Source organism: Roseibium sp. M-1, assembly GCF_054515675.1.
On the sequence record NZ_CM137257.1, the window covers coordinates 3,629,918 to 3,652,290 of the forward strand.

Below are 22,373 nucleotides of genomic sequence, written 5' to 3' on the forward strand. Positions count from 1 at the left end.
GGCCGGACACATACCGGGCGATACCTGTCAGCTTTTGTTGCTTTGCATTGGCAGGCGCCCGACGATTTTTGCGGCCCTGTCCCGAAATCGGGACAAGGCCAGTTTGTCAGGCGGCGGACCCCTCCGCCGCCTCATCCTTCGATCAGGCTTCAAACCACCAGCGGCTGGCGGCACGTGCGCCGTCGTTTTCCCAGCTCGGAGCCAGTTTTTCCGGCGTGCCGACCTTGGCGCTGTTGGCGTAGACGAAGTTGTTGAAGAACGGGATGATGGTACCGCCATCGTCGCGTCCGAGGACAGCCATTTCGCGGTACATTTCCGCACGCCGCGTCTCGTCCAGTTCCGCCTTCGCCTGCAGCAGCAGTTCATTGAAGCGCGGGTTGCGCCAATGGGACTCGTTCCAGGCCGCGTCGTCCTTGTAGGCGAGCGTGTACATCACGTCCGGCGTCGGGCGGGCACCCCAGGAGACCAGGCAGAAGGGCTTCTTCAGCCAGACATCCGAGTAGTAGCCGTCGTTGGGCTCGCGCACGACGTTGATGGTGATGCCCGAGGCCTTGGCCTGCTGGGCATAGAGAACCGCCATGTCGACCGCACCGGCATAGACGCTGTCGGCGACGGAGAGATTGACCGTCAGGCCCTCTGCGCCGGCCTTCTTCAGAAGCGACTTGGCCTTGTCCGGATCGTAGCTGTTCTGCTCGAGCCCTTCCGGGAAGTAGGGCTGGGCCGGGGAATGGTGGAAGTCGTTGCCCTTGGTCGCCGCGTCGTAGGCGATCTTGAGGATGACTTCGTCACGGTCGATCGAGTGTTTCAGTGCGTTGCGCACGTCGACATTGTCGAACGGGGCCGTGTCACAGAACATCGGCAAGGTGATCGCACCTGCGGACGGGATGTTGTGGATCTTGATGTTCGGGTTCCGCTGCAGGAGCGCCATGGTCTTCAGTTCGATCAGCGAGACCGCATCGACGTCGCCGGTGACGAGCGCCGCCTGGCGGGCGTTCGGATCGTTCAGCGTGATCATCTCGACCTTGTCGAAATAAGCACCTTCACGATGCCAGCCGTCATGCCGCGTGAGGCTGAACTGGACGCCGAATTCGCCGCTGTCGATCTTGTAGGGACCTGTGCCGTCGCCGGACTTCCAGTCGATGGAGCCGTCGTCGGTCGCCGGGCAAATCGCAAGGTGATAGTCGGTCAGAAGCCACGGGAAGTCGGCGTTGCCGCCGGACAGCTTCACCACGACAGTGTAATCTCCGTCCTTGGTGATGTCGGTGACATCCGCCAAAAGCGCTTTGGCGGCAGATGTCGTTTCATCTCCGCGGTGGTGGTTCAGCGAGGCGATGACGTCGTCCGCCGTCATCTTCTTGCCACTGTGGAAGGAGGCATTCTCGGTGAGCTTGAAAGTCCATTGGGACGCATCCGCGCTGGCTTCCCAACTGTCGGCGATGTCCGGACCGAGCGAACCGTCACCCATGATCATGGTGAGGTAACTGCGGTGGGTATGCGCCAGGAAGATCATCATGCGGGTGACGTAGGTACCCGGATCATGCGAGTCGGAGGTGTTGCCGTCATGGATGCCCCAACGGAACGTGCCGCCCTGCTGCGGCGCCGCCTTTGCCTTGGTGGACCACAGGCCCGTAGCTGTGGTGGCCGTCACGCCGGCCAGGACGGAATAGCGGATGAAGTCGCGCTTGGTGATCCCGCCGGAGCGGGCCGCCTTTTCAAGACGGTCAAGCATCTCTTTGTCTTTGGTATTTGTCATCTGTCTCCCCTTCTGGATGTTCAGTGGCTGCGGACAGCCAGCTTCCCAAACGTAGCATCGGCGGAATTTTCGCTTCCGGAATGCTCATTTGCGACATTCACATAACAAAACACGAACTACCCTGCTTCGGCCACCCCTTAGGGGAAATTCATCATTTAAAATAATTAATGTTGGTCGCTCGCCTGGTTATTGTGCAGGGCAGCAATATTATGCCTGCATTTTAGTTCCAAGACCGGCACGGAAAATGCTACGCGCGTATATTTTCATCTACTGGAACATTTCTCGGCAAGATCTATTCGCCGGAGAATGATTATTCTCCGGCAATGTCGGAAAATGCGTTGCCAGTTCGGTTTCCGGCAGGCGCCTGCGGAAAATCGCGCTCATTCTCTTGATAAAACGACCGATACCCGGAGAGCAGAATGACTGTCGCCCATCGCAATCGAAGCGGCGGACGTGCCGGCCGCAGGGCCATCCGCACCGCCCCCGACCATGCCATGCTGCCAGGCCTGAAACGCAACCTGCCCCTGTGCGAGCCCATGGACGAGGAGCAGATCCGGCGCATGGATGATGCGTCGATGAGCATCCTGGAAGACGTTGGCATCATCTTTCGTGATCAAATCGCCCTTGCCGACTGGAAGAAAGCAGGCGCAAAGGTCGTCGGTGAGCGGGTCTATCTCGACAGAGGGCTTGTGCGCGAGCTGATCAAGACGATCCCTTCCAGCTTCACCTATCATGCCCGCAATCCGGAGAAGAACGTGCCGCTCGGCGGCAACCGCTCCATCTTCGTGCCGATGACGGGTGCGCCCTATGTCCGCGACCTCAACAACGAGCGGCGCAACCCGACGCTGGCGGATCTTGCCGTCTTCCACAAGCTCAGCCACATGCTGCCTGCGCTGCATTCCAGCGCCCATCATATCGTCGAACCCTACGACCACCCGATCAGCCACCGGCACCTGCGCATCACCTATTCGTCGATGAAGCATTCGGACAAGACCTTCATGGGCATGACGACTAGTCCGAAGAACGCCGAAGACGTCATGGACATGTGCGTGATCCTGTTCGGCGAAGACTATCTGGAGGATCATCCGGTCACGACCGGCAATTGCAACGGCAACTCGCCGCTTGTCTGGGACGAGACGATGCTGGGGGCGATGCGCGCCTTTTCCAGGCGCAATCAGCCGGTGCTGTGCTCTCCCTTCGTTCTTGGCGGGGCCAACACACCGGCCTCTGTCGTGCCGGCCGTCGCCCAGCTCAACGCGGAAGCCCTGAGCGCGCTCGCCTATACCCAGGTGATCCGCCGGGGAGCTCCGGCGATCTACGGCCATTACCTTTCGACCGTGTCGATGAAGTCCGGCGCACCGATGGCGGGAACCCCGGAAATCAGCCTGATGAACTTCATGATCGGGCAGATGGCGCGGTTCTACAACGTGCCCTGGCGCACATCGGGTAATCTCGGCGGCGCCAAGACCTTCGACGCCCAGGCCGGTTATGAAAGTGCCACGACCCTGAGCGCCGTCATCCACGCAGGCGCCAACTACATCTGGCATGCCGCGGGCTGGAACGAGGCCGGCATGCACTGCTCGGTCGCCAAATTCATCGTCGACGCGGAGCAGTGCGCCATGATCTACCGCATGGCGGAAGGCCCGCGCTGGGACGATTTCGACGAGGGCCTTGCGGCGATCCGCGATGTCGGTCCGGGCGGACATTATCTCGGTCATCCGCACACCCAGGAAAACTTCCAGCGGGCGTTCTTCATGCCGGAGATGTTCGACAACAACTCCATCGAGCAGTGGAAGGCGGAAGGCGAGGTGGAAATCACCGAACGCGCGTTGAAACAGGCCCGCAAGCTCCTGTCGGAATATGAGGAGCCAGCGCTCGATCCGGCCAGGAACGAGGCCTTGCTGGACTATATCGCCCGCCGCGAGCGCGAAATACCGGCGGCAGATGCCCTGAACCAGGACTATTGACGGCCGCGCACCCATGGGTGCGCGCCAAGTCTTTCCCTTTCCGATCCCTTCTGCCCAACGAGGCGGCTCATGAAAATCAAATCGGTCGAGATCTTCCGCCATGACCTGCCGGTCAAGGGCGGACCCTACCGGATGGCCAATGCGGAAGTCTGGTCCCTTGAAACCACGCTGGTCAAACTGACCGCCGACAACGGCCTGACCGGTTGGGGCGAGACCTGCCCCGTCGGCCCGACCTATGCCGAGGCTCATGCCCGAGGCGCACAGGCCGCCCTGCAGCAGATCGCACCGGCCCTGATCGGCCGGGAGATCCAGCCGCTGACAATCGGCCGGCTCATGCATGGCCAGCTCAACGGCCATAACTATGCCAAGGCTGCCATCGACATCGCAGTCCACGACCTTCTCGGCAAACACCTCGGATTGCGGGTTGCCGACCTGCTCGGCGGCGTCGCTTCGGATCGTGTCCCGTCCTACTACGCCACAGGCGTTGGAGCCCCGGACGACATTGCCCGGATCGCGGCTGAAAAGCTTGCCGAAGGCTATCCGCGTCTGCAGATCAAGATGGGCGGGCGGCCGGTGGAACTCGATATCGAGACCATCCGCAAGGTCTGGGAGCAGATTGCCGTGTCCGGCATGCGGCTTGCCGTCGACGGCAATCGCGGCTGGACAACGCGCGACGCGCTGCGCGTCAGCCGGGAATGCCCGGAGATCCCCTTCATCCTGGAACAGCCCTGCAACCGCATCGAGGATCTGGAGAAAATCCGGCCGCAGGTCCATCACGGCATCTACATGGACGAGAACGGGGTGGACCTCGCGACGATCATACGCGCCGCGGGGCGCGGGCTGGTGGACGGCTTCGGCATGAAGGTGACCCGGATCGGCGGACTGCAGCAGATGGCTGCGTTCCGGGACATTTGCGAGGCCGCCACCCTGCCCCATACCTGCGACGATGCCTGGGGCGGCGATGTCATCGCCGCGGCCTGCATCCATGTCGCCGCCACCGTGAACCCCAAACTTCTCGAAGGCGTCTGGCTGGCCGAACCCATGATCGACGGGTCCTATTCGATCGGCGAAGGCGTCCGCATCCGGGACGGACATATCGATCTGCCGGAAGGCCCGGGCCTCGGCGTCGAGCCGGACGAAAGCCGCTTCGGCGCGCCCATTGCTTCTTTTTGATCAGGAGACTTGAATGCGTTTCAAAGGCAAGCGTGCCCTTGTGACCGGCGCTGCCGGCGGAATTGGCCAGGTCATCACGGAGATGCTGCGGGCGGAGGGTGCGCTTGTGGCCGCCGCCGACCGGGATTGCGATGCGGTCGAGGCGGAAGCAAGACTTTCCGGTAACCTGCTGGACGCTTCCTATGCAGGCAGCCTGCCCCAAATGGCGGCCGGCGCGCTCGGCGGACTGGACATCATCGTCAACAACGCGGGTGTCATCACGCGTGGCCCCGTGACCGAAACCAGCGACCAGGATTGGGCGCTGTCGGTCGGCGTCAATGTCGAGGCCCCCTTCCGCATCTGTCGGGCGGGCATTCCGCTGCTGGCGGAAGCCGGCGGCGGTGCCATCGTCAATCTCGCCTCCTGCTGGGGAGTGCATCCGGGTCCGAACCATGCCGTCTATTGCATGACCAAGGCGGCAATCGCCTCGCTGACCCAGTGCATGGGCCGCGACCATGCCCATCAGGGCATCCGCATCAATGCCGTCTGCCCCAATGAGGTCGACACACCGATGCTGCGCACCGGGTTCGAAAAGCGCGGTTTCGATCCGGCGACAGCCATTGCCGAACTCGGCAAGACGGTCCCGCTTGGTCGGGTCGCCAAGCCGGACGACATTGCGGAAGTGGTGCTGTTCCTCGCGTCCGACGCCGCCCGCTACCTCTGCGGTTCGCTGGTCGAGGTCAATGGCGGGAAATCGGTGGCATGAGACGGTTCGAAGGCAAGGTCGCTTTGGTGACGGGCGGGCGCAGCGGCATCGGCCGCGCCATCGCGCATCGCTTGCGCGATGAAGGCGCCCGGGTCTTTACCGCTCAGCGCAGCGAGGATCCGGATTTCGACCATGTGCGGGCGGATTTTTCCGACATGGAAGCCCCTGCCCGCATCATCGACGACGCCGTCTCGCGTGGCGGGCGGCTGGACATACTCATCAACAATGCCGGTTTGATGCAGGAAGCTGCAGTCGAGGACATGTCGCCGGCCGATTGGCAGCGCTCGCTGACGGTGAACCTGACCACGCCGTTTCTGATGATCAAACACGCGCTGCCGCATCTGCGCGCTGCGCGCGGTGCCATCGTCAATGTCGGGTCCATCGAGGGCATCGGCTGCAATCCGCTGCATGCGGCCTATTCGGCCTCCAAGGCCGGCCTGCACGGGCTCACCCGCGCCGTTGCCGTCGATCATGGCAAGGACGGCATCCGCTGCAACGCGGTTGCGCCGGGCTGGATCGATACGGATCTCAATCTCGATTTCATCAACGCGACGCCGGACCCCGACGCCTTCCGGCGGGACATCGGCAAGATCCACCCTGTTGGACGGACAGGCAGGCCGGAGGAAGTCGCGGCCCTGGTTGCTTTCCTGGCCGCGGAGGAAAGCGGTTTCGTCACCGGTCAGGTCTATACGGTCGATGGCGGCCGGATGACGAAGCTGAGCCTGCCGTAACAGAATCAGACCCGGAATGCCTTGCGTATGGCGGATTTCATGGACACGACAAGATCCGGATCGGCCCCAGCAGCCGATCCGATGACAAGCTTTGACACCGGCGTCGGGCCGAACCCGTGCTCGGCGTTGAGCAGCCTGAGGTGACCTGCCAGTGTGGAGCGACCCAGGAGGCCGATCGCGACACCCGCCTCCACGGCCGCCGTGACCCCCGCAACGCTCTGGCTTGAAAACGCAATCCGGTATGGTTTTCCTCGGGCCTCCATCGACTTGAGCGCCGCGTCGCGCCACCAGCAGGCCCTGTCGAAGAGGGCGACCGGGACCGGATCCTCCGCCAGAAGATCCCGGTAACGCGACATGACCCAGCAAGTCGGGTCCTCGAATACCACCTCTTCAGTCCTGCCGGTCGTTTCAACCTCATAGACGGCGAGATCCAATAATCCCTTGCAAAGCAGTTCCGGAAATTCGGTGCTGATCGCACAGGTCACCTCCAGCTCCACGTGGGGGTGCGACTGCGAGAAGGCGGCCAGGATCTGTGCGAGCTTTGCCCGGCCATGATCGTCGGGAATACCGAGGCGAAGCCTGCCGCGCAGGCCATCGGCCGTAATGTCGCGCAGGACGGTATCGAGCCGTTCAGTCACATCTCTGGCGACCGGCATCAGGCGCTGTCCGGTTTCGGTCAGCGTCACACCGCGCCCCGTCCGCTCGAACAGCTCCCGGCCGAGCACTTCTTCCAGGCGCATGATCTGAAGACTGGTTGCCGACTGAGACCGCCCGATCAGCCGCGCGCCATCCGTCATACTTCCCGTAGCCGCGACAGCCAGAAAGGTCCTGAGAAGTTCGCTGTCGAGGCTTTTCATCTGTTTTCTCAATAACCGATATTAAAGATATTCGTTTCTCATATATCTTAATCACGCCTAGTCTGAAGACGTCAATCACGGGAGGTCTTCATGGACGGACAGCAGGCAGCGACTTCAAGGATATCCGGATCACGCGTGTTTGCTGCCACAGCCGGAGCGTTGCTCCTTGCAGGGCTTGTCTGGGCGTGGCCGCACTTCTTCCTGCAAGGTGTTTTGTTCACCGGCCAGGGTCTGTTTGACGTTGCCCCGCTGGTCGTTCCGGGCATTGCCCTGACCGCGTGGGTCATGGCCAGCGGCGCCGACAAGATCATCGGCCGGGCGTTCGAAGGCCGTCTCCTGCGCACGGTTCTCGTGGCCTCTGCCGTCGGCGCGATCACACCGGTCTGCGGGGTCACGATCCTGCCGCTGATGGCCGGTCTGCTCGCCGCCGGTGTTCCCCTTGCCCCTGTCATGGCATTCTGGCTCTCTTCACCCGTCACCGATCCGGCGATGCTGGCGACCACGGCGGCAACGCTCGGCATTGCCTTTGCCGTGGGCAAGACCGTCGCGGCCTTCGGTCTCGGCGTTTTCGGCGGCGCAATCACGGCTGCAGTCATGACTGACACAAACGGCAAGTCGGCGTTGCGAACCGGTGGTCTTGCGGCGAAGTTGACGGCATCGTGCTGCGGTGTCGCGGCCTCTTTCGAACCTCGGGTCTGGCGCGATGGCGTCCGGCGCAAAGCATTCTCCCGGCAGGCAGCCGCGACGACACGGCTGATCCTGATCTGCCTCGTTCCGGCTTTCTTCGCTGAATATGCGCTGAACGCCGCCCTGACACCGGGATCCCTGGCAGTCTATGTCGGCGAGGAAACCTGGTGGGCCATTCCGGCGGCGGTCTTTGTCGGCGCACCTGCCTATATCGACGGCTATGCAGCTCTGCCGCTTACTCGCGGCCTGATCGACAATGGCATGTCGCCCGGAGCAGCGATGGCGTTTCTGGTTTCCGGCGGCGTCGTCAGCATCTGGGGTGCGCTGGCAATCTTCCCGGTTCTAAAGCTACGGCCGTTTCTGCTCTATCTGGGGCTCGCCGTGACGGGTTCTCTGATCGCGGGCTATGTGTTCGAATGGATTTATTGAAGATCCTGGAACTCTAAAATCAGCCGCATTAACAAGGCCTCTCCTGCACATTCCCCTCGTCCTGTGGCGCCTTGCGAAGCCAGGGTTTTCGAAGGATTTGCCACCTGTTTCAGCGCCTGCAGCCCGTCCTTCGAGACGGGCCTGACGGCCCTCCTCAGGATGAGGCAGAACAAGCAGATAAGTCTGCCGGTCTCATTCTTCCGACGCCCGCCATTCCTTCCAGCGCAGCACGGCATTGGCGCCAATTTCTCTGAACGGCTGGGGCGGCAGCTTTCTCGGCCGGGTTTCTGCGCCGAAGTGGCGGGTGATGTCGCTCTGCGCACCCAGGGCAAGCTCTGCCGCACCGATGCCCGTCAGCGTTCCGCGTGCCGTGCCGAGGCCGTTCTGGACGCAGCCGGAATAGAGATCGTCTTCCAGTTCCCGCATGACGGCAACGCCGTTCAGCGACAGGCAGAGATGGCCGGCCCAGCGGTATTCCATCTTCAAGCCGGCCAGCTGCGGAAAGCGGCGGTCGAACTTGCGCTGCATGACGGCGGCCGCCCGGGCGACGCTTGCGGGGGAGAGGTTCATGTCGGGTTTCAGAACCGCGCAGGTGCGGGTGACGATACGGTTGCCGCCCTGACCTCTATCGATGCGGCGGAGCGTCGTGCCCATCGGGTCCGACGGCGTGATGCCCCAGCGGGTCTTGCCGCCGAGTTTCCTGCAGGCGTCTGCATCAAGTTCCGGCGTCATGACGGCAAAGAGGAAAAGCTGCATCAGCCGGTCGCGCTCAAAGCCGAAGCTCTCCAGATGACCGTTGACAGTGAGGATGATCTTTGCCGCCGAGACGGAGCCCCCGGGCGTGACAAGCTTCCAGCCGGCGCCCTCGCGGGCGAAGGACAGGACCGGGCTTTCCTCGAAGATGCGGACATCTTGTTGCCGCAGGCCCCTTGCGAGGCCGCGGATATAACCTGCCGGCTGCAGCATGACGGTGCCCGGCGTATAGAGCCCACCGAGATAGTGATGACTGCCGGTCAGATCGGCCATCTGTTGCCGGTCGAGCAGCTCATAGTCTTCGCCGAGACTGGTCAGGTGCTCCGCGTAGCTGCGGTTATGCGCCTCCGCCTTGGCACTCGCGGCGCCGTTGATCTTGCCTGCGGGATCGAAATAGTTCGGGTCGATGCCAAAGTCGCTGACGGCTTCCCGGGCAAAGGCAATGGCCTTGCGGTTGAGGGCGATAAGGGAACGGTCGTCGCCTGCCCCGGCATAGTCCTCCGAGGTCAGTTCATGCGGCAGATCGATCATGAAACCGGAATTGCGCCCGGCCGATCCTTCCGCAACCCGACCCGCATCGATGACGGCGATCTTCAACTTGCTGTCGATCTGGAGGAGCCGGCGGGCTGCGGAAAGACCGGCAAACCCGGCACCGACAATGGCTATGTCGGCACTGGTTGCTTCCCTCAGCACGCCGGGCGCCGCCTGCGGCGGCAGGATCCTGTTCCAGGCCGCCGGACCTTGCAGGTTCGGCAGGGTCTTGGCGGCCCGGTGCGTCATGCGACGGCCTCGTCCTCGTCGTCGGAGAGATCCAGCCAGATGGTCTTGATCTGGGTATACTGGTCGTGGGCGGCGAGGCTGTTGTCGCGGCCGCCAAAGCCGGACTGCTTGAAGCCGCCGAAGGGCGTGGTGATGTCGCCTTCGCCAAAGCAGTTGACCGTGACCGTGCCCGCGCGGATCGCCCGGGCACCGCGCAGGGCTTTCCGCGCATTGCCGGTGAAGATCGAGGCGGCGAGGCCGTACTCCGTGTCGTTGGCAAGGGCGATCGCCTCGTCGAAGCCGCGCACGGTCATGACGCTCAGCACCGGGCCGAAGATTTCTTCCCGTGCAAGGCTGGAGCCCGGATCGGTTTCCAGGATCGTCGGCTCTACAAAGGCGCCGTCGTGGCTCTTGCCGCCAAGCAGCACCTTCGCGCCCTTGTCGAGATAGGAGCAGACCTTGCCGAAATGGGCACTTGAGACAAGCGCGCCGACCCGGTGCTCGGGATCAAGCGGATCACCGAGGGTCCATTCGCGCGCATGGGCCAGGATACGCTCCAGCAGGGCGTCCTTGATCTCCTCCTCCACGATCAGGCGGGAACTTGCCGAGCAGTTCTCACCCATGTTCCAGAAGGCACCATTGACGATGTGGGCGGCGACCCGGTCGAGATTTTCCGCATCCTTCAGGACGACGCTCGGGTTCTTGCCACCCATTTCCAGGACGACTTCCTTGAGGTTGCTGTCGGCGGCATAGCGCAGGAAGCGGCGGCCGGTTTCCGTCGAACCGGTAAAGGAGATCATGTCGACATCCATGTGCCGGCCGAGCGGCTCTCCGACTTCCGGGCCGGTGCCCGGCACGACGTTGAAGACGCCGCGGGGAATGCCGGCTTCCATGGCAAGTTCGGCCACACGCAGGGCCGTCAGCGAGGTTTCCTCAGCCGGCTTGACGATGACCGAACAGCCGGCGGCGAGCGCCGGACCGATCTTCCAGGCAAGCATCAGCAGCGGAAAGTTCCACGGCAGCACCAGCCCGACGACGCCGACGGGTTCGCGCACGATCATGGCAATGTGATTGTCGGAGGCAGGCGAAACCTGATCGTAGATCTTGTCGATCGCCTCCGCGTGCCACTTCAGGCAATGGATGGTTTCAGGCACATCCACCGTCTCGCAGTCATAGATCGTCTTGCCGCTGTCGAGGCTTTCCATCACCGCCAGTTCCCGGCGGTTGCGGGTCAGAAGCTTGGCGAAGCGGATCAGGATATCCTTGCGTTCGCCCGGATGAAGTTTCGACCAGCGGCCGTCGTCGAACGCCTCGCGTGCCTTGAGCACCGCGAAGTCGACATCCTCCGCGCCGCAGGCGGCTACCTTTGCAAGCGCCTTTCCGGTGGCGGGATTGACCGTCTTAAAGGTCTTGCCGGAGGCGGCAGGACGATAAGAGCCGTCGATGAAGGCATTCCCCGGCAGGTCGAGCTTTGCAGCAACGGCCTTGTATTCTTCGTGCGTCAGAAGGTCGGTCATGGTCAGGCTCCTGCCTTGGTGTCTTGGGCAGTGATGTCTTGAATGGTGGATTTCAGAACCCGGACAACCTGATCCAACTGGCGCTTGTCGTCCTTGTTGAGCGCCTTCAGAGGCGGCCGTGGCGGACCAGCGTAGAGCCCGGTCATCTCGACGCCATGCTTGACGCACTGAATGAACTTGCCACCCTGTTCCAGCACCCGCATCAACGGCAACATCGCCGACATGATCCGCCGGCCCTTGGTGAAGTCGCCCTCGACGGCACAGGCCTGGTAAAGTGCAACATGTTCCTTCGGCAGGAAGTTGGAGCCGGCACAGACCCAGCTGCGCGCACCCCAGGCGAAAAATTCCAGCGCCTGGTCGTCCATGCCGCAGGACATCTGGATATGCGGATAATCCCGTGCCAGCAGATGCACCCGGTTGATGTCGCCGGAACTTTCCTTGATGGCGCAGACATTGCGCGAGCGGCCGACGCGGTCGAGGAATTCCTCGCCCATGTTGACGCCCATGCGGCCCGGATAGTTATAGAGCATAACCGGCAAGTCTGCCGCCCGGTCGATTGTCAGGACGTTGAGCGCGTTTTCCCGCTCAGTCGGCACCGCGTAGGGCGGCGAGCCCACCAGGATGGCAGCGGCCCCCATTTTTGCCGCCCCTTCAGCAAGGGTAACGGAATCCGGGGTGCGCATGGTGCCGGTACCGACGATCAGCGGTAGACGGCCAGCGAGCTTGTCCTTCGTGAACCGGGCAAGTTCCAGCCGCTCTTCGATGGTCTGGGCGTAATTCTCTCCGGTCGAACCACCGGAAATCAGTCCATGGACGCCAGCCTCGACGAGGTGGTCGATCACCTTTTCCAGTTTGTCCCAGACAACATTTCCGGCGCCGTCATAGGGCGTGACGACAGGCGTATAGATGCCCTCGAATTTCATGATGGGGGTCATGGCGATATCGGCCTTATGCGGATTTCAGGTTTGACAGCACGCCCAGCGGCGCTTCCAGGCCTGCGGGCATGACGAAGAGTTCGATCTGGTCCCGCGACAGGGCCCAGTGTTCCAGGGCCAGTTCGGCGGCGCGGTTGTCGTCTCCGTTCTCGATGGCACCGATCATTTCGTCGTGCTGACGGCCTGCCAGCTCCAGCCGGTCTTCCTTCGTGCCCGACTTCGGACGGAAGAACGTCATGCCGATCCTGGTGTGATCGATCAGCAGCCGGTCGAGACTGGCGAGAAGATAGCTGTTGCCGGCCATCAGACCGGTGATGCGGTGGAAGCGGTCGTTGGTGAGCGCGCGGGCAATCACATCGCCGCTTTCCATTGCTGCACGAAAGTCGGCCTGCGCCTGTTTCAGTTCCGCAATCTGCGCCGCCGTCGCGTGCTGGGCTGCGAGGCGCAGAACCGCGCTGTAGATCAGGGGGGCCGCCAGGAAGAAATCCCGTAACGTGTAATGGGTCATGTCCGATACGCGAGCGCCGCGGTTGAGCTGCAGCGTCACGTAGCCTTCGCCGGCAAGCTGCTGCAGCACTTCGCGCAGCGGCGTGCGGGAAAGTCCGTAGACATCGCACAGCTCCGTCTCTTCCAACGCGCTGCCGGGCTTGCGCTCCAGTGTCAGGATTGCGCGTTTCAGATCTTCATAGGCCGTCGATTTGGCCGTGCCGCGGACAGGGGGCATCGGAACCTCCGCTTTCGAATTTTGTTGACTGATTTGTATACATGATGTGTACAATGGCAACACAAAAATAATACAAGCGCCTGCGGCCCCCTGATGGGCCAGAGGCGACAGAGGCCGGAGAAAAGCGACATGTCCCGTACAAGCGATGTCACCTTCCTGTTGCTCGACGATTTTTCCCACATTGCCTTTTCCTGCGCGGTCGAACCGCTGCGCATCGCCAACCTGCTTCAGGGTGAGGAAATCTACCGCTGGCGGCTGGCTTCGCCGGACGGGACGCGGGCAATCTGCTCCAACAGGTCCGTCACCCTGGTCGACCAGGGGCTCGACCCCTTGCCGCCGCGATCCAGCCTATTCCTGGTGTCGGGCCAGAATGTCGGTGACCGGGCAACGCCGGAGGTACTCGCCTTTCTGCGCCGGGAGCGTGCCCGCGGCACACAGATCGGCGCGATCTGTTCCGGCGCCTATGTGCTTGCCAAGGCCGGGCTGCTGACTGACCGGCGCGCGGCCATCCACTGGTCCTTCCACGACAGTTTCGAAGAGAACTTTCCGGAGGTCGAACTCTGCAAGAACGTCTTCGTCGCCGACGAGACCTTCGTAACGGCCTCCGGCGGCACAGCGGCAGCCGACCTGATGCTGCACCTGATCGGCGAGAAACACGGCACGGACCTTGCCGTCGCCATCGCCGACATGATGGTCTATTCCGGCGTGCGCCCGGCCACAGCCCGGCAGCAGATCTCGCTGCAGGCCCGCCACGGAATCCGCAATCCGCATATCGCCGAGGCCATTCGCCTGCTGAACGAAAGCGCGCCCTATTACCTGCCGACCTCGGAGATCGCCCGCAAGATCGGCATCTCGACGCGCCAGTTGGAGCGGTTGTTCCAGAAACATCTGAAAGTCTCGCCCAAACGCTTCGCCATCGACCAGAAGCTGACGCGGGCCCGCAACCTCTTGCTGCAGACCGAAGGCTCCATTTCCGAGATCGCGCTCGCCTGCGGCTACGAATCCGCCTCGCACTTCATCCGCACCTACCACAACCGTTTCGGCGTCACGCCGCATAACCAGCGGCTTTGCGCGGCCGGTCCGGTGGCCGCCTTCCAGAGAGCGTAGACCTTCGTCCTACCCCCCTCGGTAAGGATTGCGGGGTGCGAAGAGATGCAAATTGGTTCAGGATCAGCAAGGAGACCGAAAGACGGGCAGTCACGCGAGGCGGAAAGAGGGCAGATGAACGCGATGCAGGACGACCATCCATGCGGTTCCTGATCTGCGGCCGGCAGACCCAGGGCGGGCGGGAGTATCAGGAAGATTCCTGGTCGCTGGTGACCGCAGACGGCAGCCACCACCTCAATGCGAACGAGGACGGGACTTACTCGTCGGACGGCAATGCTCTGGTGGTTCTTTCCGACGGGATCGGGTCGGGCGGTCACGGCGATATCGCCAGCCAGGTGATTGTGGGCGGTTTCGCCAGGCATCTGCAGAAGGTCGAAACGGTTGCGCCTGAGGATATGCTGGCCGCTCTCACTGCAGTTGACGCAAACCTCGGGCAGCTCAAACAGGAAAACGGCTATGGCGAATCCATGGGCGGAACCGTCGTCGCCGGGCTGTTCCGGGACAACGCGCTGACCTTCCTGTCGGTCGGCGACTCGCATCTCCTGCGCTTCCGGGACGACGAAATCCACTACATCAACGAAAAGCACGCCTTCGGTTTTGAACAGGGCCTGCTCGCGGCGACAGGCGAGAAACCCTGGAGCGACGTCGTTCTGCATCCGGGCCGCAGCAGCATCACCTCGGCCGTGATCGGCTTCGGCATCGACACCTGGCAGATCGCAACGCGCGAGATCCGGCCCGGCGACACCTATCTTCTGGCGAGCGACGGAATTGAAGTCGTCGACAGCGAGTTGCTCCGGCGTCTTGTCGGAGCCTTTCGCGACGCCGGTCAGCCACAGGCCCTCAATGCACTCATCCAGGCGATCGATGCCCACGGCCGCTACCTGGAAAAAGGCCAGCACGACAATGCCACGCTGGTGATGGTTCACTGCGAGGCGGACACGGCGGCGGAAGAAGAGAACGAGGATGCGGAAACGGTCCAGACGTCGGCCCGAATGTCGGCCCGGACGCCAACCGAGGATCCGGCACCGGAGGTCAGGCCTGCCAAAGAAAGGCAATCCCGGCGCGGGCCCCTCCTTGCGGTCCTGCTTTTGCTGGTGGCCGTATCGGCGATTGGCGCCTACCTGTTCCTTGGCAGGCAGCCGGCCGATATCGGCAGCTTCTTGGAAAGAACCGGTTCGCCAGACGACCTGCAACAGCAATAGAAGCCACCAGTTGCCTTTGGGTCGGCAACAAAGGGCCCGATGCCCCCCTTGAAACCTTGGAAGCGGTTCATGGAAATTTCATGCGTTCGTCGCTATCTCGCAGAAGGGACCACGTTCCGATCGAGGCTCAAACTCTGATCCCGTGACGGTGCCGAGGGGCTTGAAAGCTGTATGAAACGTATTCTTCTCGCCGTCCTCCTGCTTCTCGTTGCCGCCGCGGTTGGCCTGTGGATGCTCAATCCGGCGGACCTTGCCACCCGGTCTTCCCGCTTTGAAGCGCTGCAGCCCACCCTTCATTCCGACGAGGACAAGGGCGTGGCTCTGTTCGCCTTCGGCGATTTCGGCGCCCTGACCTCCGACACGCTGCAGACCTCCGCCGCACCCTGGAAACTGATGGTGGCGGCGCTCGCACTTCAGGAAACAGGCGGAAATCCCGACAAGATCGGCGAGGTGGAGATTGCCGCCCTCTTTCGCCGCTTCGGCTTTCACAGCCCGTCCACAATAGAGAACTGGCCGGACACCCTGCCGCAGCCTGATCTGTCGGTGCCGCTCGGTCTCAACACCGGCGTTGCCGAACATGCACAGCTTCCGGTCGCCGTTACCATCAGCAATTCGGGCTGCGCGGCCTGTCATTCCAGCGTCGTCTACCGGCCGGACGGCAGTCCCGATCCTTCACGGGTCTGGCTCGGCATGCCGAACGGATCGATCAATCTGGAGGCCTATACCGAGGCGCTCTATGCCGCCTTCAGGGATCAGGCCGGCGACAGCACGTCCATGCTGGCAGCGGTACAGACGTTGTTCCCCGACACGACCTGGGCCGAGCGCCAGACGCTGCGTTTTGCGCTTCTGCCGGTCTTGAAAAAGGAAATAGAGGCGCGTGCGGAGAAGCCGGGCCGCCTATTGCCGTTTCACGCCGGCGTTCCGGGCGCGACCAACGGTCTCGACGCCCTGAAGCTCCGGCTTGGCCTGATCGACAAGACCACGTCTGTGCAGCACAGCGTCGCCAATTCTGTTCCGGATCTCGGCGGACGGCTCTGGCGGCGCAGCTTCCTGAACACGGCGACCTACGCGCCGCCCGGGACGGATCAGCGACGGGAGACCGTGGCAGCCGATATCACTCCCCACCATCTGCGCCAAATGGCACCGCTCGTTGCCTATTTCACCGTGCCGAGCATGGGCGTCTCCAATGAAACAGCCGAAGCGCATATCGGCGATGCGGAGAATGTGCTCGCCTGGGCTGCCGGTTACCGGCCGCAGCCCTTCCCCGGAACGATCGACAGGGCGAAACTGCAGCAGGGCCGGGAGATTTTCGCGGCAAACTGCAGCGCCTGTCATGGCCGTTACGATGACAGTCTCGCAGCGCCCGCCCTTGTTTCATTTCCAAACTGGCAAGGCGATGTCGGCACGGATCCGCGCCGTATCGAGCTGACGGACGAGGAGGTTGCAACCGCGGTCAATGCCGGCTCTTTCGGACGCTACATCAATGCCCAGAGCGCAAGTTCCTACGTCGCTCCGCCGCTGACCGGCATCTGGGCAAGCGCTCCCTACCTGCATAACGGCAGCGTGCCGACGCTCTGGCATTTGATGCATCCGGAGACGCGGCCGGACCGCTTCAGCGTTGGCGGGCATGCACTCGATCTTGAGAAGGCTGGCCTTCAGGGTATCGACGACGGCCAGGGCGGCTGGTTGCCCCCGGCCAGCTATGAGCCCTGGGCCATGGCGGTCGAGATCGACACCGGCCAATACGGCCTGTCGCATGACGGTCACGCGGACGAATTCACCGCGCTCAGCACTGAAGACCGTGCCGCCTTGCTGGAATATCTCAAACTTCTCTGACGAGTTCGGCCGCTCCCAGCCGGGCTTTTGCCGGCTGCCTGGCACCCGGATGCGGCCCGACCCGCAGAACCGTGATCAGCCGGTCCGTTTCCGGCAGACCCAGAAGCCGAACCACTTCGCGGTTGGCATCGGGATCATCCGCCAGCACGGCCATCGGCCACGCGGCCAGTCCCGCCGCCGTCAAGGCGATCCAGAAATCATAAAAGTGCATGCCGCTGGTCCAGCAGTCTTCATCCCGGGGCCGGTGAAAAGTGGCAAGTCCGGTGGCGCTGCGCGTCTTGGCGCCTTCGGAAACGATCGCCTTGCCGAGGCCGAGCCGGTCAAGCATTTCGAAAACCGGACGGCGGAGAACGATTTGGGCGGCACGGGCTTCGAAGCCGGACATCGCAAGCGCTTCGGCCGAGAGCCCGTCCTTCGACCAGCGCGGATCGCTGCGGGTGAACCGCATCCAGTGGCACAGCTCCGCCCGGAAGGCCGGATTGCGCATGATGCCGAGGCTGGACATATCATTTAGCTCGGCAAGCCGATGGATCTGGCCGCTTTCTGCCGCCAGCGTCACGTCGCTCCGGCGGTTGCAGATGTCCGTCAAGTCGGCGAGGTTGGCAGCGGACGTTTTTGAAAAGCCGCCGCGCCAGGTGGTCCGTTTTTGCAGAAGACCGAGGTCCGGAGCTGCTGCGGGCTCGCCTCCAAATTCCAGGCGTGCCTTGCCGCCGTCGATCTCCCATCCCTTCACGCCGAGACCCTGCCGCGCAAGGGCCAGCACGGTGCCCCGAAGGGCCGTGCCGCCGCTGAACCTGGCGTCCTGGCCCTTGGGATCGCCGACGGCAAGCAACCTGTCGGCTGCCAGTGTCAGAAGCAGCGCACCGGTCCCGTCCCGTTGCCAACGGGTCGGCTGGGTGTTGTGGACGGACGGCGCGAGGTTCGCTTCTTCGGCGATTTGCGCCAGTTGGGCCGGCCTCATGTCAATGCCTTCCGATAGAGATGCACGCGATGGAGCTTGCGGGCACCGGCCTTTTCCTTCTGCGCCAGGCTGGCCGGGTTGACGTCCGCGATCCAGGTGTTGCCGAGGGTCGTATAGCCCGCTTCCTTCATGGCCAGGATGACGCGCCGCAGAACGACCGGATTGACGCCCTTGCCCTGCATGTCGGGCCGGACGGCAGAGAAAATCAGCACCGCGCGCCGGTTGGAGATTTTGTGCCGGAGAAAATGCCAGGGCATCAGGAGACCGGGCCGCGAGCGGATTTTCTTCAGGAACGGATTGAGGTCGGGGACGCACAGGATCGTTGCCACCGGCTCGCCGCGATAGGTCAGGAGGGCCGAAATCCTGGGATCGATGATCCAGGCCATATCCTTGGCCTGAAAGTGAAACTCATCCGCGCTGACGGGCACGAACATCGGGTTTTGCGCAAAGGCGGCATTCAGGAGCTTTCGCGACTGTTCCATGCGTTCGCGCACGTTCCGGCGCGAGATCGGTGCGAAGGCGAAGTCCGGATCGTCCAGGATCGCCTGCTGCTTCGGTCCGATCTCCGGCGCCTGCGTCGTGGCGAGGTCGACCTCGAAGGTGGTCATCGGAAATTCGGCTGCGTAGCCGTTTTCTTCCAGGAGCTTCGGGATATGGGGCGGGTTCCAGACGAGATCGGTATAGGGGATCTCGTCAAATCCGTCCGTGACCACCCCGGCCTGCTGCATCGCCGTCAGGTTGAAATTCCCCATGATTTCGCTGAAGCCGCGCTTTCGGGCCCAGTCTTCCGCCGCCCCCAGCAGGGCCGCCGCGGCTTGCCTGTCGTCGGCGCAGTCGAAATAGCCGAAACAGGCCCGGTTCCAGCCATGGTGCTTGTTCGAGGCCCGGTGGACATGGGCGGTCAGCCGGCCGATCGGCGGGCCATCGCGGCGGGCAGCGAAGATGGCAATGTCATCCTTGGCTGAAAAAAGAGGATTGCGGCCCGGGTCAACAAAGCGCGCAAGGTCCGATTTCAGCGGCGAAACATAGGCGCTGTCCTTGCCATAGGCATGGAACGGCGCTTCGAAAAAAGCTTCGAAATTACCTTCTTCCACGATAACGCTCATGGCGTTTCCTCCCGCCTGGCATCCCGCTCGGCAATGACGCGCGCCAGCCGGAAGGCCGAGCGCAGCTCACTGCCGGAAGAGGCCGCGATTCCCGTCGGCGTGCCGACGGCAACCGCCAGCGGTGTCTCGGAAACAAGCATGGCCTCCCGGCCGCCGACGCGGGCAATCAGCTCCCGCACCTGGCTTTCGCCAAGGGTGTCGTCGGCCGGTGTCTTCGGCAGGTCGGAGAGACCTACACCGTCAGAGTCGCCAAGAACCCGGACAAGTTCCGAGCCGTCATAATCGGCAAGATCCCTTTGCCGCAGGAGGGAGTATCCGGCCATCAATCCTTCCAGCTCGAGCGCATTCAAGAACCGATCCAGAGAGCCCGTTTCCTGCAGGGCTGCCACCAGCGACGCCTGGGTCCGGTCCCGCCTTATGGCGACCGCCGTCAGGCCGATCACGAGAACGAGCATGAGCGCGGCGGCGATGGCCGCGGCATTCAGCATATCCGTCGCAGACAGGCCTGCTTCGAGGCCGATCAGCCAGGCGGCAAGAACAGAGAGAATGGCGATTGCCAGGATCGAAAGGAGCAACCTGCCGATGTCGGCAAACCGCGCTTCCAGGGTGAGGGTCATCCAGGCGGCCGTGAGCGCGCCGAGCCCCGAAAGATAGGGCAGTTCGGCGAGCGCCACGAACCCGTAGTCCGACAGGAGCAGGAGCACGATGATCGGCACCGTCAGGGCGCAGCGGTCGACCGTGATGTTTTCCGTATCCGAAAGGCTTGCCCTGTCGCGCGTCACCAGCAACCAGAATACCGCCGCAAAGGACAGCAGTTGGAAGGCGAGCAGCGCATAAAGAAAGCCGAAGCTGTAGGTCAGCGGCAGGATGAGCGACAGACCTGCGAACGCCGCCACTCCGGCGGCAATGAAAAACTTGACGCGGCGCGGCGCATGGCGGCGCAGCAACCCTTCTGTGAGGATCAGAGCGGCAAGCGGGATCGTGGCCGCGGCCATGATCGTCAGCGTCCTGAAGAGGCCAAATGCGGTCAGCCAGTCCGCAGCCCGCACGAGATAGAAGAGGGCCGTCACCAGGAGCGCAAAGCGGAACTGCCGGGCAAGGCCGGTCCCTGACGGATCGATCTGGGCCCGGACGATCAGAAGTCCCGTTACCGTTGCGGCGGCGACCGTCAGATTGGTCGTTAGAAACGGATCACTCACCGTCCCCCTCCATCATCCGCAGCAACTGGCGCCGTACCAGCGGCCGCAGCAGCGCCGCGGCAATGCCTGGCAGGGGATGCTCGACACGAGCCTTGTAGGGATTGAAGAACCAGCCGCGCTCGTCGGTCCGGGTCGGCCGCCCGAGCAAGAGGCCAAGCGTCTCGTAGGCCATCAGCGTGCCGGTGCAGACGACCATCGGCGCGAAGGACATGCGGCTGCGCTTGCCGGCCGCAACCTCGCCGGCAAGATCGAGATCGATATAGTGGCGCGAGGAGGAATTCAGCATCACGTGGAGCGCTTCCGCCACGAAGGCGTCCCGCCTCTGCGTTTCAGTGAGCGCGTTCCATTCCGTGTCGACGGTCGGATAGCCCAGGCGCTCCTCGGGCATCGGCCGGCCCGCCCGCGTCAGATAGACCGACGGCAACGGCGAGGCATAGGCATCGATGACCGGCCGCCCGGCTTGCCGCGAGAGGCGATAGAGGAGCAGGGAGGCACCGAGATCATCCGTGCCGTTGATGACGACATCGGCTTCGCCGACCAGGCGTTCCGCCTGCTCCGTCCAGCTCCCGTCATGGACTTCGATATTTGCTTCCGGATTGATCCGCAGACACTGCTCCTTCGTCGCCTCGGCCTTGTCCCGGTCGACATGATCGAGCGTTGAAAAGACCTGGCGATTGAGATTGGAGATCTCGAAGGCGTCGAGATCCGCCAGGATCAGACGGCCGACACCGGCGCGGATGAGGGACTGGATCGCCGCGCCGCCCATGCCGCCAGTGCCGCAGACAAAGACGCAGGCCTGCCGCAGCCGGTCCTGTTCGTCCTGGGTGACGAAGCCGATGTTGCGGGTCGTGAACTGCAAATAGGAAAAACTCATCGTGCGCGTACCGGTCCATAGTCGGATTTTGTGTCGAACCACTGAATGGCCGGCAGCAAGGCCCTGCGGGCAAAGATGATCGCGCCGAGGGCTGCGATCTGAACAAGCGATCCGCGGGGCACGGTTCGCGTCGCATAGCGCTGCGCGGCGGCCAGATCGATCAGGCCGATCTGCAGGACATCGTCGCCGCGGCCATAATCCAAAACCTCTCCGCACCAGTCGTTGAAGGCGGCGCTCCTGTGCTTCGGCGCTTCGTCGAAAGTCTTCTTCAGATTGTCGGAGCCGCCCGTATAGGCGTTGCGGATGATGAAGTGCCGCTCGTCGAAATCGGCATCCGGACCGACGCCGAAGACGTGCCGGTGGCTTGCCATGATTTCACGGGCGATCAGCACCTTGCGGAAGTCCCGCGGCTCGCGCCCGTCAGGCGCTGGACTGACTTCGGAAAAGGTCTCGCTCACCATGCCGACCACCGCAGGCACCTGGGTGACGTTGGACACATAGATCGGCCGCAAGCCCCCGCGCATGAACAAAAGAAGGCAGGTGAGGCCATAGAGGATCCAGGACAGGCCCTTGCTGCGTTCGTTCGGATCGACCATGACGAGGCCGAGATGAAGAACGCGGACCGTCGACTGCCGCAGGTTGACGCTCATCAGCGCCAATGCATTGAAGGCTACAGGCTTGCCGTCCTTGCGCCGGCGCACAAGCGTGATGACCGAGTTCTTGAGATGCTCCCGTCCCTCGCCAAAGACACCGTAGTCGAGGTCTCCGGCGGAAAGCGTTCCGGCGGCAATCGCACGCAGGTCCCGGCGCAACCCGGTCAGCCGGTCTTCCGGCATCCAGTCTCCCGGCCGTTCGACGATATCGACCTGATAACCGCCCGTCGCGAAAGACGCATCGAGCCGGTCCCGGCTGAAAGCCTGAGCAATCAATCCCATGCGTTCAGGATCTCAAGCTCAACGGTTGAAAACCCATTGTGAATTCCCCCATGCGTCCCACTCGGCTGAAGCGTGAAAACCTGCACTGCAACCCCTGACAAAAGACCCGTCAGGGCTAAACGT

At 62.9% G+C, this 22,373-nt stretch carries 19 protein-coding genes; 8 read left to right on the forward strand and 11 right to left on the reverse strand.

The features are described from left to right. Positions 1-142: 142 nt before the first annotated feature. Positions 143-1,753, reverse strand: a complete 1,611-nt coding sequence (locus ACX3M4_RS16365) for an ABC transporter substrate-binding protein (protein WP_459354066.1) — start codon at positions 1,751-1,753, stop codon at positions 143-145. 419 nt (positions 1,754-2,172) lie between these two features. Here ACX3M4_RS16365 and ACX3M4_RS16370 point away from each other — a divergent pair, with 419 nt between their 5' ends. The 4 genes from ACX3M4_RS16370 to ACX3M4_RS16385 all read left to right on the forward strand — a co-directional run bounded on the left by ACX3M4_RS16370 (position 2,173) and on the right by ACX3M4_RS16385 (position 6,369). Then, positions 2,173-3,720 (forward strand): trimethylamine methyltransferase family protein, encoded by a 1,548-nt coding sequence (locus ACX3M4_RS16370; RefSeq protein ID WP_459354067.1) that lies wholly within the window; start codon positions 2,173-2,175, stop codon positions 3,718-3,720. A gap of 69 nt (positions 3,721-3,789) precedes the next feature. Then, on the forward strand, positions 3,790-4,893 hold the full coding sequence (locus tag ACX3M4_RS16375; protein ID WP_459354068.1) for a mandelate racemase/muconate lactonizing enzyme family protein: 1,104 nt from the start codon (positions 3,790-3,792) through the stop codon (positions 4,891-4,893). 13 nt (positions 4,894-4,906) lie between these two features. Next, positions 4,907-5,638, forward strand: coding sequence for an SDR family NAD(P)-dependent oxidoreductase (locus ACX3M4_RS16380; RefSeq protein WP_459354069.1), 732 nt, complete (start codon positions 4,907-4,909; stop codon positions 5,636-5,638). Next, positions 5,635-6,369 (forward strand): SDR family NAD(P)-dependent oxidoreductase, encoded by a 735-nt coding sequence (locus ACX3M4_RS16385; protein ID WP_459354070.1) that lies wholly within the window; start codon positions 5,635-5,637, stop codon positions 6,367-6,369. The genes ACX3M4_RS16380 and ACX3M4_RS16385 overlap by 4 nt, the downstream gene beginning before the upstream one ends. A 5-nt stretch (positions 6,370-6,374) precedes the next feature. Here the strand turns inward: ACX3M4_RS16385 and ACX3M4_RS16390 are convergent, their stop codons facing one another. After that, the gene (locus tag ACX3M4_RS16390; RefSeq protein WP_459354071.1) at positions 6,375-7,226 is read right to left on the reverse strand and encodes a LysR substrate-binding domain-containing protein; all 852 of its coding nucleotides are present in this window, start codon (positions 7,224-7,226) and stop codon (positions 6,375-6,377) included. Positions 7,227-7,316: 90 nt separating this feature from the next. On the opposite strand from ACX3M4_RS16390, the gene ACX3M4_RS16395 reads away from it, so the two are divergent. Continuing rightward, a complete protein-coding gene (locus tag ACX3M4_RS16395) occupies positions 7,317-8,342 on the forward strand; it encodes a permease (protein ID WP_459354072.1) in 1,026 nt (341 codons plus the stop codon). Between the two features lie 192 nt (positions 8,343-8,534). On the opposite strand, the gene ACX3M4_RS16400 is transcribed toward ACX3M4_RS16395, so the two are convergent. Genes ACX3M4_RS16400 through ACX3M4_RS16415 form a run of 4 tightly spaced genes read right to left on the reverse strand, consistent with a single transcriptional unit; the run spans position 8,535 to position 13,030 of the window. Then, positions 8,535-9,875 (reverse strand): NAD(P)/FAD-dependent oxidoreductase, encoded by a 1,341-nt coding sequence (locus tag ACX3M4_RS16400; protein ID WP_459354073.1) that lies wholly within the window; start codon positions 9,873-9,875, stop codon positions 8,535-8,537. Beyond that, a complete protein-coding gene (locus tag ACX3M4_RS16405; RefSeq protein WP_459354074.1) occupies positions 9,872-11,371 on the reverse strand; it encodes an aldehyde dehydrogenase in 1,500 nt (499 codons plus the stop codon). The genes ACX3M4_RS16400 and ACX3M4_RS16405 overlap by 4 nt, the downstream gene beginning before the upstream one ends. A 2-nt stretch (positions 11,372-11,373) precedes the next feature. Further along, entirely contained in the window at positions 11,374-12,294 is a 921-nt protein-coding gene (locus ACX3M4_RS16410) for a dihydrodipicolinate synthase family protein (RefSeq protein WP_459359445.1), read from the reverse strand. Positions 12,295-12,319: 25 nt separating this feature from the next. After that, positions 12,320-13,030 carry a GntR family transcriptional regulator gene (locus tag ACX3M4_RS16415; protein WP_459354075.1) on the reverse strand — a complete coding sequence of 237 codons (711 nt, stop codon included), beginning with the start codon at positions 13,028-13,030 and terminating at the stop codon, positions 12,320-12,322. A gap of 129 nt (positions 13,031-13,159) precedes the next feature. On the opposite strand from ACX3M4_RS16415, the gene ACX3M4_RS16420 reads away from it, so the two are divergent. The 3 genes from ACX3M4_RS16420 (at position 13,160) to ACX3M4_RS16430 (ending at position 17,175) form a co-directional block, all read left to right on the forward strand. After that, entirely contained in the window at positions 13,160-14,137 is a 978-nt protein-coding gene (locus ACX3M4_RS16420) for a GlxA family transcriptional regulator (RefSeq protein WP_459354076.1), read from the forward strand. A gap of 140 nt (positions 14,138-14,277) precedes the next feature. After that, the gene (locus ACX3M4_RS16425; protein ID WP_459354077.1) at positions 14,278-15,339 is read left to right on the forward strand and encodes a PP2C family protein-serine/threonine phosphatase; all 1,062 of its coding nucleotides are present in this window, start codon (positions 14,278-14,280) and stop codon (positions 15,337-15,339) included. A 171-nt stretch (positions 15,340-15,510) separates the two neighbouring features. Next, positions 15,511-17,175: a c-type cytochrome gene (locus ACX3M4_RS16430; protein WP_459354078.1), complete on the forward strand. Its 1,665-nt coding sequence runs from the start codon at positions 15,511-15,513 to the stop codon at positions 17,173-17,175. Here ACX3M4_RS16430 and ACX3M4_RS16435 read toward each other — a convergent pair. Genes ACX3M4_RS16435 through ACX3M4_RS16455 form a run of 5 tightly spaced genes read right to left on the reverse strand, consistent with a single transcriptional unit; the run spans position 17,162 to position 22,250 of the window. Beyond that, positions 17,162-18,136, reverse strand: a complete 975-nt coding sequence (locus ACX3M4_RS16435) for a hypothetical protein (protein ID WP_459354079.1) — start codon at positions 18,134-18,136, stop codon at positions 17,162-17,164. The two genes, ACX3M4_RS16430 and ACX3M4_RS16435, sit on opposite strands and share 14 nt — an antisense overlap. Then, positions 18,133-19,242: a GNAT family N-acetyltransferase gene (locus tag ACX3M4_RS16440; RefSeq protein ID WP_459354080.1), complete on the reverse strand. Its 1,110-nt coding sequence runs from the start codon at positions 19,240-19,242 to the stop codon at positions 18,133-18,135. Before ACX3M4_RS16440 ends, ACX3M4_RS16435 begins: the two co-directional genes overlap by 4 nt. Next, the gene (locus ACX3M4_RS16445) at positions 19,239-20,441 is read right to left on the reverse strand and encodes a hypothetical protein (protein WP_459354081.1); all 1,203 of its coding nucleotides are present in this window, start codon (positions 20,439-20,441) and stop codon (positions 19,239-19,241) included. The genes ACX3M4_RS16440 and ACX3M4_RS16445 overlap by 4 nt, the downstream gene beginning before the upstream one ends. Continuing rightward, positions 20,434-21,315: a ThiF family adenylyltransferase gene (locus ACX3M4_RS16450; protein WP_459354082.1), complete on the reverse strand. Its 882-nt coding sequence runs from the start codon at positions 21,313-21,315 to the stop codon at positions 20,434-20,436. The genes ACX3M4_RS16445 and ACX3M4_RS16450 overlap by 8 nt, the downstream gene beginning before the upstream one ends. Beyond that, a complete protein-coding gene (locus tag ACX3M4_RS16455; protein ID WP_459354083.1) occupies positions 21,312-22,250 on the reverse strand; it encodes a hypothetical protein in 939 nt (312 codons plus the stop codon). The genes ACX3M4_RS16450 and ACX3M4_RS16455 overlap by 4 nt, the downstream gene beginning before the upstream one ends. Positions 22,251-22,373: the final 123 nt, after the last annotated feature.